The 13,339-nt window shown below is 41.4% G+C and carries 12 protein-coding genes; 8 read left to right on the top strand and 4 right to left on the bottom strand.

Features of this window, described 5'->3' with window-relative positions; genetic code table 11:
* Positions 1–124 precede the first annotated feature (124 nt).
* The gene (gene nuoB / locus AABK37_RS18205) at positions 125–817 is read right to left on the bottom strand and encodes an NADH-quinone oxidoreductase subunit NuoB (protein WP_432552992.1); all 693 of its coding nucleotides are present in this window, start codon (positions 815–817) and stop codon (positions 125–127) included.
* Between the two features lie 408 nt (positions 818–1,225).
* Between nuoB and AABK37_RS18200 the strand changes: the two genes are divergently transcribed.
* The 7 genes from AABK37_RS18200 (at position 1,226) to proB (ending at position 7,354) form a co-directional block, all read left to right on the top strand.
* Positions 1,226–1,426 (top strand): hypothetical protein, encoded by a 201-nt coding sequence (locus tag AABK37_RS18200; protein ID WP_432552952.1) that lies wholly within the window; start codon positions 1,226–1,228, stop codon positions 1,424–1,426.
* A gap of 253 nt (positions 1,427–1,679) precedes the next feature.
* Complete coding sequence (locus AABK37_RS18195; RefSeq protein WP_432552991.1) at positions 1,680–2,933, top strand: GNAT family N-acetyltransferase; 1,254 nt, start codon at positions 1,680–1,682, stop codon at positions 2,931–2,933.
* Between the two features lie 199 nt (positions 2,934–3,132).
* Positions 3,133–3,561 (top strand): Holliday junction resolvase RuvX, encoded by a 429-nt coding sequence (gene ruvX, locus AABK37_RS18190; RefSeq protein WP_432552990.1) that lies wholly within the window; start codon positions 3,133–3,135, stop codon positions 3,559–3,561.
* A 136-nt stretch (positions 3,562–3,697) separates the two neighbouring features.
* Positions 3,698–4,270, top strand: a complete 573-nt coding sequence (locus AABK37_RS18185) for a DUF3727 domain-containing protein (protein WP_432552951.1) — start codon at positions 3,698–3,700, stop codon at positions 4,268–4,270.
* A 62-nt stretch (positions 4,271–4,332) separates the two neighbouring features.
* A complete protein-coding gene (mltG, locus tag AABK37_RS18180) occupies positions 4,333–5,385 on the top strand; it encodes an endolytic transglycosylase MltG (protein ID WP_432552950.1) in 1,053 nt (350 codons plus the stop codon).
* A gap of 56 nt (positions 5,386–5,441) precedes the next feature.
* Positions 5,442–5,990 (top strand): YqeG family HAD IIIA-type phosphatase, encoded by a 549-nt coding sequence (locus tag AABK37_RS18175; RefSeq protein ID WP_432552949.1) that lies wholly within the window; start codon positions 5,442–5,444, stop codon positions 5,988–5,990.
* Positions 5,991–6,244: 254 nt separating this feature from the next.
* Positions 6,245–7,354, top strand: coding sequence for a glutamate 5-kinase (gene proB / locus AABK37_RS18170; protein ID WP_432552948.1), 1,110 nt, complete (start codon positions 6,245–6,247; stop codon positions 7,352–7,354).
* A gap of 110 nt (positions 7,355–7,464) precedes the next feature.
* On the opposite strand, the gene AABK37_RS18165 is transcribed toward proB, so the two are convergent.
* The 3 genes from AABK37_RS18165 to AABK37_RS18155 all read right to left on the bottom strand — a co-directional run bounded on the left by AABK37_RS18165 (position 7,465) and on the right by AABK37_RS18155 (position 12,534).
* Positions 7,465–11,622: an AAA domain-containing protein gene (locus AABK37_RS18165; protein ID WP_432552947.1), complete on the bottom strand. Its 4,158-nt coding sequence runs from the start codon at positions 11,620–11,622 to the stop codon at positions 7,465–7,467.
* 362 nt (positions 11,623–11,984) lie between these two features.
* Entirely contained in the window at positions 11,985–12,323 is a 339-nt protein-coding gene (locus tag AABK37_RS18160) for a type II toxin-antitoxin system PemK/MazF family toxin (RefSeq protein WP_432552946.1), read from the bottom strand.
* Positions 12,310–12,534, bottom strand: a complete 225-nt coding sequence (locus AABK37_RS18155; protein ID WP_432552945.1) for a CopG family transcriptional regulator — start codon at positions 12,532–12,534, stop codon at positions 12,310–12,312. The genes AABK37_RS18160 and AABK37_RS18155 overlap by 14 nt, the downstream gene beginning before the upstream one ends.
* Positions 12,535–12,695: 161 nt before the next feature.
* Between AABK37_RS18155 and AABK37_RS18150 the strand changes: the two genes are divergently transcribed.
* The gene (locus AABK37_RS18150) at positions 12,696–13,253 is read left to right on the top strand and encodes a helix-turn-helix transcriptional regulator (protein WP_432552944.1); all 558 of its coding nucleotides are present in this window, start codon (positions 12,696–12,698) and stop codon (positions 13,251–13,253) included.
* Positions 13,254–13,339 lie beyond the last annotated feature (86 nt).

The raw sequence follows: 13,339 nt of genomic DNA, 5'->3' as shown, positions 1-13,339 counted from the left end.
ATCCTCCTTTGACAAAAGTCAGTTTTGCTACTTCTTCATGTCTTTTATAGTTAAAAATTTCAGCAACTTATGCAAGGCTTTATGTCTGTTTTAACTGGTAAGTAAATGCAAAGATCGCATAGAATCACGAATTTTGCAGACTACGAGTCTCTTGCAGTGCCAAAGGTAATGGCAACCCTGATGCTGCGGCAATTTCTAAAGGTTGAGTTTGCTCTTCTAAACTTTGCAAATATCGCCCATCGTGAATGGGAGACACAACTTTCATGCTATGGGGAATGCTATAGTAACGGTGAGTTTGTTTAATTTGCTGGCGTTCTTGGATGCTCTCATTGGCAATTTTCTTGCGTAGTTTAATAATCGCATCTAAAACAGCTTCCGGTCTAGGGGGACATCCGGGTATGTAAACATCAACCGGAATTAACTTATCTACACCCCGAACTGCCGAGGACGAATCTACACTAAACATCCCACCTGTAATCGTGCAAGCTCCCATCGCAATTACGTACTTTGGTTCTGGCATTTGCTCGTAAAGTCGCACCAAGTTAGGAGCATACTTCATCGTGATTGTACCTGCGGTAATCATCAAATCTGCTTGTCGGGGAGTCGCACGGGGAATCATTCCGTAGCGCTCCATATCAAAGCGAGAAGCATAAGCAGCCATAAATTCCATGAAACAGCAAGCTGTACCAAACATCATCGGATACAGACTTGACATTTTTGCCCAGTTGTACAGGTCATCTACAGTGGTGAGGATGATATTCTCCGATAATTGTTGCGTTACTTGCGGACTTTCAACCGGATTGATAATTGAAGTCATGAGTTGATTACCCCAATAATTAATATTGATAACTACAGTTTGCGATCGCCCACTTCCCAATAGCAGTAAAGATAAGTTTTGTGAAGAGTAACGTCGTTTTTCCTGGTAGCTCAATACTTTCGGCTTGTAGTTAGCGCTATCAAGGGCGTATGGTGACTTAAGATTTTATCACTCACGACTTCCTTGTTATTGGTGACTGAAGCCAGCGGCAAAGTGATGGTATTTGTTTTTTGCCCTCAGACAGAACTAACTTCAATACATCCCCAATCATTGAAAACGCACTTCTTGCGATCGCCTTGCCAAAAAAAACCGTTAAACTTCATTGCGAAATAATAAAGATAAGTAGAACGACGTGATAAGTATTAATGATGTAAAGAGACAGCACCGACCAAGGAGAACACAGTGGCAATGGAATCAAATTTATTAACGAGCACAACTCCAATCCAAGAAGATTTCAGCGAATACGTTGCCCACCTACAGCTTCACATGGCTTTGCAAGCTCGCAATCTGGTTCCAACTCTTAAGCAAAAGCTCGAAGACAGTCGGGAAGAACTACTTCATCAAACTCAAGCCAATTTTGAAAAGCTTATATCTCGCCAAGCGCTGTAGAAGATACAAAAATTAAGCAAAATTAACATAAAATAAAAGCAGACTTTGTTGGGTAAACCCTTATTGGTGTCTCCATCAAGTCTGCTTTTTAAGTATAAAGTTACGAAAATCACTATGATTGGAACTACGGCAACAAGTAGAAAGCCGTTAAGATAATTGCATTACTTTCCTCACCATGCAGGGTTAGGCTGTTTGACGGGACGAATCGCTTCGCCGCCAACTGCCTCACCAAAAGCAGTTAGTTAAGGCGCTCATCGCGGCTCGAATCAAAATGACTTCATTAATTCCTCGAAATCTTAGCGTAGTTATCCGACCAGTACAACACCGGGACTTGGACGGACTAGAACGCTTATCTCAAGAATCATTCGCGGAACACACCCCGAAAAAAGCTAATTTTGCCATAAACCAAATGCAATGGCTGCGCCGGTGGTATGGTTTGCTGAAATTTTTGAGTTTGTTTCCCAACCCGCTGAAATATCGCCTTTGTGCTTATGTAGCAGAGCAAGGGCGGACACTTCTGGGTATGATTCAAGTGTCACCGTTTAACCGCACGCGCAGTACTTGGCGTGTGGAACGAGTGATGCTCGATCGCACTGCCGATAAGCAAGGAATTGGCTCACAACTTCTGCGTCACTGCTTTGAGTCCATTTTAGAGGCTCGGACTTGGATACTCGAAGTCAATATCAATGACAAAGAAGCGCTGGCACTTTATCGGCAAAATGGATTTCAGCGTCTGGCAGAAATGACTTACTGGGAAATTGCACCTTCTTTGCTGGAAGAATTGGCATCTTCAGAGCCAGATTTGCCAAATTTATTGCCGGTGAGCAATGCTGATGCTCAGTTACTATATCAATTAGATACGGCTTCAATGCCGCCTTTGGTGCGACAAGTATTCGATCGCCAAACCCAAGATTTTAAAACGAGTTTGTTCGGCGCTTTAATTGACGCGGTGAAGCAATGGGTAAGCAAAACTGAAGTAGTCAGCGGCTATTTATTTGAACCGCAACGCAAAGCAGCGATCGGTTATTTTCAACTTTCACTAGATCGTAAAGGTCAACAACCCCACGTAGCCACGCTGACTGTTCACCCAGCATACACTTGGCTGTATCCAGAGTTGCTGTCTCAGTTGGCTCGCATCGCTCAGGATGTCCCCAAACAACCGTTGCAGTTGGCTTCCGCAGACTATCAACCAGAAGGAGAAGAGTATTTAGAGCAAATCGGCGCCAGTCGTCGAGAACACACTTTAATTATGTCGCGCTCAGTCTGGCATAAAGTTCGCGAGTCGAAATTTGTCTCTCTAGAAGGAATTCAACTGCCAGAAGTACTCCAAGGATTGCAACCCGCACGCAAACCCATACCGGGTGGGATGTCATGGGAGCAACCAAGAAAGCCGCAATTGCCAGAAAGAAAACTAAAAACTTCTGGTGAATCGATTTCTTTTTCACGCAACAACTGCAACGTAGAACCACCCTCGAAGCCGGAATCAACAGATGCAAAGCCGGAGTGAGTTTGGGGATTTGGGCATGGGGCATGGGGCATTGGGCATGGGGCATGGGGCATTGGGCATGGGGCATGGGGCATTGGGGAGGCAGTGCGTTGGACGGGTTCCCCGGCTTGAAGCACCTGCCGTCATTGGGCAAGAGTCTCTCCATCCCCCCATCTCCCCATCCCCCCCTCCCCCCCTCTCCCCATCTCCCCCTGCCCCCATCTCGGCTTTAGGCTTGGATGTTGGTAGTAAGCGTATTGGTGTGGCAGGATGCGATCGCACTGGTTTGATTGCTAGTGGCATTATTACCATAGAACGTAAATATTTGCAAGAAGATATAGAGCAAATACGACAACTGGTAAATGAACGCGAAGTAAATGTTCTGGTGGTCGGTTTACCTTATTCTATGGATGGTTCTTTGGGATCTCAGGCGCGACAAATACAAAAGTTTGCCAAAAGGCTGTCTAAAGCTCTCAACTTGCCTGTGGAATATGTAGATGAACGATTAACTTCATATCAGGCAGAGCAAATGTTAATCGCCCAAAACCGCTCTCCATCCCGCAATAAAGGCTTAATCGATCGCTTGGCGGCATGTTTGATTTTACAACAATGGTTGGATGTTAGGCGTAAGCACTCGACAATGCAGTAGGGCAGCCCTTGAGTATTGATACTTTGAACGTGATATTCTGAAGTCTGTTAGCCAGCACTTGATATACTGCGAAAGCTATTTGATAGTTAAGCGATTTCTACAGTGGCTGGGAATTAGAAAGCTCCACACCTCGGCTATGTTTTCCTCACCATTTCCTGAAGAAAATGACAACGCTCGTGCCGGTTCGATCACTTTGACGGATGACAAAGAGCGATCGCTCTCTTGTTACATTGAGCATTCGCTCTCTGTAGATGAGCAAGAGTATGTTTTACTTCTTCCTGTTGACTCACCTGTGGAAATTTTTGCTTGGCAAGGTGACGGCGAGGAAGAAGAAGCCATTCTCGTAGAAGATGATACGACGATTGACGAAATTTTTGCTACGGCTCAAGCTGTACTATCTGAGCAAAATTTGCAACTCAAAAATACTGCTTACGCTCTCACGGTAGCAGGTGAGTTGCCCCCTGTCGAAGAGTCAGAACTCTTTACTTTAGAAATTGAAGATGAAGACGAAGATTTAGAGCCAGAGCAATTACAACTTCTAGCCAGCTTCTACTATGAAGACCAGGAGTACGCAATTTACACCCCCCTCGATCCACTGCTGTTTTTTGCACGGATCTCGGCAACCGGTACACCTGAATTACTCTCTCCTGAAGAGTTTCGCAAAGTCCAACCACTGCTAGAGGAACATTTGTTTAATGAAGTTGAATAATTAAAATTAAAAATTAAGAATTAATTTGATTTTTGATTTTTAATTATTTCATGGCAACAAACATGAAAGTTCAGCAAAAATTTTGGCAGCGCTCATTAATTTGGAGTCTGCTGCCATTAACTTTAGTAATTGCAACTTGGCGTTCTTTGGCGTGGTGGAGTTGGGCAACTGCGCCAACCCAACCAACTAAAGCCAAATTGGTACAAATTCAGATTCCCTCAGGAACCGCAGCGCAGCAAATTGGACGCAACTTAGAAAAAGCAGGTTTGATTCGTTCTCAGTTTGCCTGGAATTTATGGGCGCGATATTTAGCTTGGCAAAATCCCAAAGGTGACTTCAAAGCCGGAACCTACGAATTGTCACCCTCACAGCCATTATCATTGATAGCTGAAAAAATTTGGCTTGGGGAAGTAGTGCAAGCTAGTTTCACCATCCCCGAAGGTTGGTCACTGCGGCAAATGGCAGCTTACTTTCAAGCAAAAGGCTTTTTTCCCGCTCAAGAGTTTATCGCTGCCGCAAATCAAATTGACCGCCAACAGTTTCCCTGGATACCTGCCGATTTACCTAATCTAGAAGGTTTTTTATACCCAGACACTTACAAAATAGCCAGCGGGGAAATTACGGCACAAGCTTTAGTTAAACAAATGCTGAAGCAATTTGAGCAAGTAGCTTTGCCAGTGTATCAAAAAGAACGAAATAAAACTAATCTCAACCTGAAGCAGTGGGTAACTCTTGCTAGTATCGTAGAAAAAGAGGCGGCAGTGCCTAGTGAGCGATCGCGTATTGCTGGTGTTTTCACCTCTAGGCTACAAAAGGGAATGCGTCTAGAAAGCGATCCCACAGTCGAATACGCTTTGGGAATCCGGCAAACAGCAGATAAACCACTGACTTTCGCGCAAGTAAAAATTGCGTCTCCTTACAACACCTATCTCAATCCAGGCTTACCACCAGGACCGATTGCTGCACCAGGTTTGGCTTCTTTATCAGCAACTCTAAATCCCGAAAAAACCGATTACTTGTATTTTGTAGCACGTTACGATGGCACTCATGTGTTCACCCGCACCCTAAAAGAACACTTGGCAGCTGTTGCTAAAATCCGCCAAGAACGACAATAGCCTTTCGTACAGACGTTCCATTGGAACGTCTCTACCGCTCCTCCTCACTATTGATTATGACTTGGAACAAACTCTTACAGCCTGATTTGATTTTGGAAGGTTCAGTGTTGAACCTCACACCAGACATTATCCAAAAATATCAACTTAAAGGGCTGGTGTTGGATGTAGATGAAACTTTGGTTCCGGTGAGAGTTGGAACAGCTTCGCCAGAACTGCAACAATGGGTAGCGCAAATTCGCCCTTTTACATCACTGTGGTTGGTAAGCAATAACTTGAGTGAAGCCCGCATCGGTGGAATTGCTCGTTCTCTGAATTTACCTTACTATTTGGGCGCTGCCAAACCCTCGCGACGCAAGATTAGAGCTGCACTCAGAGAGATGGATCTGCCAGTGCAGCAAGTGGCAATGGTAGGCGATCGCTTGTTCACAGACGTGTTAGCTGGTAATCGCTTAGGGATGTTCACCATCTTAGTTGAACCAATTGTTCATCCAGATGCCGTCTTGCGATCGCATCCCATACGCAACTTTGAAGTTTTAGTCTCGGAAATTCTCGGAGCCACTATTACTCCCAAGAAACAAAGAGTTACAAAGCGTCACAAAGGTTGATGAATCGTCAGGAAACTAAATCTAAAGAAATAATAAAGAAATCGGGGATCGCTGCAAAAATCGAAGATTATTAGTATTAATAACACGGGATCAGCCAAATATAGATCCAAGTCCATACAAAATAAGTATATTTGTAAAGCGTCAACCTTCACTTATAGAAGGATTGGCGCTTTACAATTTCGGTTAAAAGTTAGTCCTTCATGAGTTATAAGTTAAAATTCATAACTCCTAACTCCTAACTCCTAACTTATTCAATGCCTTTAACAATTGTCGTAAAAATTGGAACTTCCAGTCTCACCCAACCCGAAACCGGACTATTAGCGCTTTCTAGTATTGCAAGTGTGGCGGAAACTCTTTCACAGTTGCGACGTGAAGGACATCGCGTAATTTTGGTTTCCTCTGGTGCTGTGGGGGTGGGTTGTGCGCGGTTGGGTTTAACCGAACGTCCGAAAGCGATCGCTCTCAAACAAGCCGTAGCCGCAGTTGGACAAGGTAGATTGATGCGTGTCTACGATGATTTATTTACTGCTTTGCAACAGCCAATTGCTCAAGTTTTGCTGACTCGCAGCGATTTAGTACAGCGCAGCCGTTATTTAAATATCCTCAACACCTTCAAGGAATTACTGGAATTAGGGGTGATTCCGGTGGTGAATGAAAATGACACCGTAGCTGTAGAAGAATTGAAATTTGGTGATAATGACACTTTATCAGCTTTAGTTGCCAGTTTAGTTAAAGCAGATTGGCTATTTTTGCTAACTGATGTCGATCGCCTTTACACTGCCGATCCCCGTTCTGTACCCGATGCGAAAGCGATCGCTTTAGTTGATAGCATCGAAGAATTAAATAAATTACAAGTGCAAACAGGTACTCAAGGTTCTCAATGGGGTACTGGGGGGATGGTGACAAAAATTTCCGCTGCCAGAATTGCTACTACAGCGGGTGTTCGCACCGTAATTACTCAGGGAAAATATCCGAAAAATATAGAAAAAATATTACAAGGTGAGTTAATTGGGACTCACTTTACACCGCAACCAGAACCAACGAGTGCCCGCAAACGCTGGATAGCTTATGGGCTTGTGCCTGCGGGAAAATTGTATTTAGATGCGGGAGCGATCGCCGCAATTTCTCAAAGTGGTAAATCGTTATTAGCCGCTGGTATAAAAACAGTAGAAGGTCAGTTTGACACTCAAGCAGCCGTGCAATTATGCGACAGCCAGGGTAACGAAATCGCCAGAGGACTAGTGAACTACAGCAGCGACGAACTACAAAAAATTCGCGGGTATCATTCGCGGGAAATTTCCACGATTTTGGGTTATGTCGGTGCTGAAACCGTCGTGCATCGCGATAATTTGGTTTTGACGTAGCATTAAGATTAGATCAACTCCGTGACTATTAATCACTGGGGAGGAAAGTTGATTTTCTCGTTGCGGTAATTTTTGAGCGATCGCCTACCTTATACAAAAGCTTTGCTTGTTTAAATTTGACTAACATCATCTAAAGGAGGCGTCAATACCTCTACTATATGCCCATTAATATTTTCAGTAAAAATAAGCTGTGAACATTCAGAACGTAAAGCTTTCCAAAGTATTGCTTCTTCATAGTTCTCAAGCTCTGTAGGAATATAATCTAGGATAGTTTTGGAGCAAACTACTATTAAACGCTTCTTAACCCTTGAAAATGCCACATTTGAGCGATTTAGACTAAGAATAAACTCCACATTCTTGCCAATTGCGGATGGATTACTTGCTGTTGCAGAAACAATCACATTGTCACGCTCACCACCTTGCACTTTTTCGACCGTATCAATTACATCTACAGCATTTCCGTAGTATTTTTCTAATTCTGTTTTTAGTAGCGATCTTTGAGCGCGATGGGGTGTGAGAATTGCAGTAGAACCATCAGATAGTTCTCCACCTGCATCAAGAATATTTTTGATTATTTCTACTTCAAGTTGATTGCTACGTTTTGATTCACGTTCAGAATGTAGTACGAGATAAAGACCTCTATTTCCTTGTAAAAGTTTTTCCCAAGTTCCTTGAATTTCATGTTCTTCTAGGTCTTTATGTTTGTTTCGTCCCTGTAATTCAATGTTATCTAACTTATAAAGACGTGCAATAAGTTCACGAATTACTGGTGGTAAACGGAAAGTAAAACTTAAAGCGGAACGTAAGATTTTGTCATCAGTAACTTCAATATCTAAGTTATCTTTAAGATTTTGAATTGCTTGATATGCACTAACATAAGGTTGGTAAAGCAAAACAGGAGGGCGATCTTCATTTTCCCAGTCATGGGTAATAATAGGAGCAAGTTGTCGATGATCTCCTGCTAACATGATTTCACCGTCATTTCTGACTAACGTAGCTAAAGCAAGAAAATGGGGAAATACCATCATGCTTGCTTCATCAACGATTAGAGTATTTGTTTGAAAACCTTGAGGATATTTCTTGGTAAACGTCGTTTTACTATTTAATTCATCTACCATCTTTAAAATTGCACTGGTTGTTCCTCCAATAACTAATACAGAATTAGAAAGCATTTGAGTGACTTTTTTAACACAAGATTTAGAAGAAAAGTCTTGTATCGTGCCACCTGTAGACTGAATTTCTGAAGAATGTACTTTACTCAACTGAATTGTTGATCTAGTAAGTCCAGAGTTAGCTGAATGCTGGTTTAAAATAGGTAAAAGACTGTCTAAACGTGAAAGCAATTCATTTACAGCCGTATGAGTATGAGCCGTAATAAGAACGATATCGCCAGCACAACGACGTGCCAAGATTCTGAAAAAAGTAGCGATCGCAGTTGTTTCTGTTTTACCTGTACCTGGTGGTCCTTGTAAAAGTTGAATTCTGGTTTTGAGTCCGTCTATTGCTGCTGCGATTTGTTTCTCATCTAGTTGTTTACTGTCAGGTAGTGGTAAAGTCTGGAGTAGATTACGATATTGTTCTAAATCACTTGCTGAAAGAGCAGTTTGTGGTGGAATTTGAGGATTTTGCGGAGCTAACCACTGACAAACATGATTTCCTTGACTGCTTTGTAGTTTCTGATCAACTCTTCCAGCTACAAAATCTGAAGGACTTTCATCAATAGTGGCACAATCATAAATATATTCTTCATTTGAGAAAAAACGACCACGAAGTTGATAACGATCTGGACTGTTTGTTTGTCTAACTGCAAGTTCAATCTCTCCATTATCCCAGTCGATTGCTTCTACAAAACAGGTACTTCCACCAGCAAAAAGTTGATTGATTGTTTGACCTTGATGTGGATCATCAAAACCAAGACTAAGCCTGATGCAAGAACCTACATCAATTGTGCAGTTAGCTTGCAAAACTTCATAAGTGATATTGTATCTATCAAGGTTAATCTCTGCTTTTAGCCTATTATTACCCTGTGACACTACATTTTTGACAGGTATTGTTCGCCCCAAAGAAACACGATAGATAGGTGGGACTAAATGACTTGCAATCCAATCTGTTACCCTAACGTGCTGATCTAAACGTAAAAAATCAATACCTGCTTGAGCAGCATCATCTACACCTAGACTGAAATCCGGTAAATCAGCAATAGTCAAAGATTCTTTAGTTATTTCTCGATTCTTAAACCGAATCCCTTCTTCAACCCATCTGATAGCATGAGTACGAGCGCGAAAATACTCTTTTAAATAATTTGGTTTTTGTGCTTGATTGTAACGTTCAATCGATTTTTTTAATTTGGATGTAAGTGTTTGGTCATTAGGATCGGGGAGTTTTCGCCAGGAAGCACGCCAATAAGCTGCACTTAGAGAATTAAAGTATCTTAGTCTAACTTCAAACTGATGTTTACGGACATTTTGAGAATTTGACGATGCCCATTGATTATTATTATCTATTTCTAAATTTGTTTTAAAATCAAAGACATCTTGAGAAAAAGCCTGATCTAAATTCACTAATTGCCCTGAAATCTTTCTTTGCCAGTGGTAACTTCTTCCATACCACTGGAGAGAGGTTACAACCGCTAAATCTCTCCCTGTCCATCCTAAAGCATAACGACGATCTACTTCATCATGAAGACAAGAGTAAATTAGTTGTTCTAAACTTTCACGACAACCAAGTAATTCTCGTAGATGACTGAGTAGTTGGGAACTAACACGAGAACAGCCCTCAACCAGTTGGGTCATTTCTTGACGCGACCAAACATAAAAATGAATTGGGGCTTTTTCTGTTTCTGCGACTTCAGCGATCGCACCAACTAATTCTAATAGAAATCCTTGTATTAGCTCTTTTTCAGAACCATTATTTTCTTTATAATCTCCCGTCCATGCTGATGTTTTAAACTTAATTACATCTTCGCCTTCAAGTTCTTTTGGTTTATAAATAGATTTATCGTTATCATCGTGTCCTTCCTCTACATATTCTTTTATTTTCGGGTCTGGTTGCCATTTGCCATCTTTATCTTTCTCAAATTTAGGATCTAATTTTCCTTCACTTTTAGTTACATGAGCAGCTAGCGCACCTATTCGATTTTCAACATAATCATACTCAACAGAAAGATAAACACGGATGAGAGGTTCCCCATTAATTGTATGTTCGGGAAGTTGACTTTGACCTGAATAGTTTGGAAGTTGTTGTACTTCATAAGTATCTGGATTACAATCTCCATTGGGAAGGGTACTTATACGAGTTTTTCCCTTTAATTTAAGAAGTTCTAAATTCTCCGTAAAACTTATATCTTGTTGTATTTGAGCAACTTGATTTCCGGCTAAATCGAGGTTGGCTAAATCATCAATAGTATTAACACCTGCTTTATGCAATCCAGTAACAATTGATGAATCTATTCCTAATAATTCTAAACGACGTTCTCTTGCACTCTCAGCTAAACAATGAACACTCAATGTACAGTCACTACATTTTTGATCTAACTGATAATCTAAATCAGCTAAGTCAGTTTCAACAATCCGCTTTAATGCACCATCATAGGCTATTAGACGATTAATATCAGCTTCTATGGTATCCAGATTTAGGGCTTCAGATTGAATAATGTCCTGACTTATATTGGTATTTTCATCAATACGGACAACAACACATTCGATATTTTCAGGCTTGAGATTTATTCCATTAATAGTAATTGGACTATCTTTTATAAATTGACGCACCAGCATCCGATATAAAGCAACCTGTACTCGATGGTAAGTTCTATCTTTTCGAGAAGCCTTACTTTCAACTAAGCGTAATTTAGGTTGATTGTTTTCCCATAACACAACTACAAAATCAATTTGTCCTTTAATATTAAATTCTCCAAGATTACCTTCTATGGAAATTTCTCGTCCATAAGCTTTTTGCTCTACTGGCAAATTTTGCAGTTTTTCAACCAAGTCATTCCAGTCAGTTGCTTTGTCTTGCTCTGATTTCTGACTAATTTTAGTTAGGTCAAGCAAACCGTATCTTTGAAGCGAAGTTTCCCATTCTTTCTCTCTTCTTCGACCTTCTTCTTCCAATACTGGATCTAAGGAAGTCGCAAAAATTAACTCAGAGAAGGGAACTTGTTTAGCAATTTCGTAATTATTAAATTTTAACTTAAATCGGCGTTCGCAGGATTGATAACGAATATATTCAGCAATGTCGGTAACTCTAACTGATGATCTTGTTGTTGACATGATAATATCAATTATATGTATGTATCATTTTTGAGGTCTACAGAGTCAATTTTGCCTCTAGAAAATATCTACAGCATCCCAGAGGTGCTTTTTTAGTTGGTGCTGGGTCATTTTACTGACGTATGTTAGGGCTATGGCGTTGGATAATCCTGCTGCTTCGGTTTGCAATACTTTGTGACTCGCTCTATGGAACTGTCGTTTAAAGTAATCCGGTTTATTATTGATAACTCTAAATCTGTCCGAAATATAAATAAGGTACAAAAAGTGGTAGAAAAACGTAATATATATTTACCACTGAGATTAAAAATATGTATTGTGCTTAATTATATCAAATGTATCTATCTGTTGAAGCGCAGCTATATTTAATCCAACCATAAATGTAGCTTCAGTGCAGCATCAATTAATTGCATCAACTCCTCGCTTAAACTACCCAGCACTTCTCCAATAATCCGTTGTTTAGAAATTGTTCGCACCTGTTGCGCTTGCACCTTAGAAGGTTTGGGTAAACCGCTGTCCTCTAAATTCAGCAAAACCTCGAAGGGATAAACACGACTTACATTAGACGTTATTGGTAAAATCGTTACCGTACTAGCAGCATGGTTATTCGCATTATTGCTTACCACCAGCACTCTTCCGCGTTTGTTTATTTGAGATCCCACCGCAGGGCTAAGGTTGGCATAGTAAATTTCACCACGTTTCATCTGTCAACCCATCGGCAAGCGTCACATCCCAATCTGCATCAATTTCCTTAGATGCCTCGCGGTAGGCTTCTTCTAGTTCCTGAAATCGCAACAATTCTAACGCTACCTCAATCACCTGACAGCGAGATTTACACCCTTTAGCTAGTTTGTAATTCTCAACAAACTGTACCAGAGACAGTGGTAAAAAAATCGATAACTTTTCCAAGTGCATGGTATTACCAATTGGTAATCATAAATATTCTTACTAAAAATTAGCACTCTAGATGGCTGAAGCGATCGCATCTTGCCCCCTTCCCCAATCATTAAGTTATATTAACGATATATCGCGATATGTCTATAATGAAATTACAAGCACTTTGAGAGAAAACTAGTATGTTTTTAGGACTTCATAGACACCGCCACTTTTTTGAGTCTGGATACGACGATATGCCACCAAAAGGACGGCATCATCACCACGGTCGCGGTAAAAGACGAGATTGGGGAGATGAGCGGCGGACTCCGCGTGGTGACATTAAATACATTTTGCTGGAGTTACTTGCAGAGTCACCCCGGCATGGATACGAGTTGATTAAAGAATTAGAAGCGCGTTACGGTGGCTTCTGGAAACCAAGCCCAGGCTCAGTTTACCCGACTCTGCAACTACTTGAAGAAGGAGGTTATCTTACCTCTGAACAGATAGAAGGAAGGAAAGTATATACAATTACTGACACGGGCAGAGAATTACTTAGCGAACGTGGCGATCGCGCACCTTGGATGGACAGGGGAAACAGACCCCAACAGCTAATCGAATTAAAAGAGGCGATCGCTGATGTCGGTGCAGCAGTAATGCAAGTAGCTCGCAGTAACAACGCCGATAAAGTGACCAGAGTACGCGAAACTCTCAACCGAGTCAAACGCGAAATTTACAGCATCTTAGCAGAACAAGAGTAAAAAGTTAGGAGGCGCGGAGTGAGAAGTTAGGAGTTGTAGAGAGGAGACAGGTCGCGTCTCTACAACTTTGCACCTTTTCAAGTGCT

Origin of the sequence: Tolypothrix sp. VBCCA 56010, assembly GCF_050875635.1 — a bacterium.
Lineage (GTDB): Bacteria > Cyanobacteriota > Cyanobacteriia > Cyanobacteriales > Nostocaceae > Hassallia.
This window is presented reverse-complemented; position numbering and strand designations above follow the sequence as displayed.

Coding starts and splice junctions, on each gene's coding strand:
- nuoB (WP_432552992.1), bottom strand. CDS start 817: ATGACTTCAATTATCAATCCGGTTGAAAGTCCGCAAGTAACGCAACAA.
- AABK37_RS18200 (WP_432552952.1), top strand. CDS start 1,226: ATGGAATCAAATTTATTAACGAGCACAACTCCAATCCAAGAAGATTTC.
- AABK37_RS18185 (WP_432552951.1), top strand. CDS start 3,698: ATGTTTTCCTCACCATTTCCTGAAGAAAATGACAACGCTCGTGCCGGT.
- mltG (WP_432552950.1), top strand. CDS start 4,333: ATGAAAGTTCAGCAAAAATTTTGGCAGCGCTCATTAATTTGGAGTCTG.
- AABK37_RS18175 (WP_432552949.1), top strand. CDS start 5,442: ATGACTTGGAACAAACTCTTACAGCCTGATTTGATTTTGGAAGGTTCA.
- proB (WP_432552948.1), top strand. CDS start 6,245: ATGCCTTTAACAATTGTCGTAAAAATTGGAACTTCCAGTCTCACCCAA.
- AABK37_RS18165 (WP_432552947.1), bottom strand. CDS start 11,622: ATGTCAACAACAAGATCATCAGTTAGAGTTACCGACATTGCTGAATAT.
- AABK37_RS18160 (WP_432552946.1), bottom strand. CDS start 12,323: ATGAAACGTGGTGAAATTTACTATGCCAACCTTAGCCCTGCGGTGGGA.
- AABK37_RS18155 (WP_432552945.1), bottom strand. CDS start 12,534: ATGCACTTGGAAAAGTTATCGATTTTTTTACCACTGTCTCTGGTACAG.
- AABK37_RS18150 (WP_432552944.1), top strand. CDS start 12,696: ATGTTTTTAGGACTTCATAGACACCGCCACTTTTTTGAGTCTGGATAC.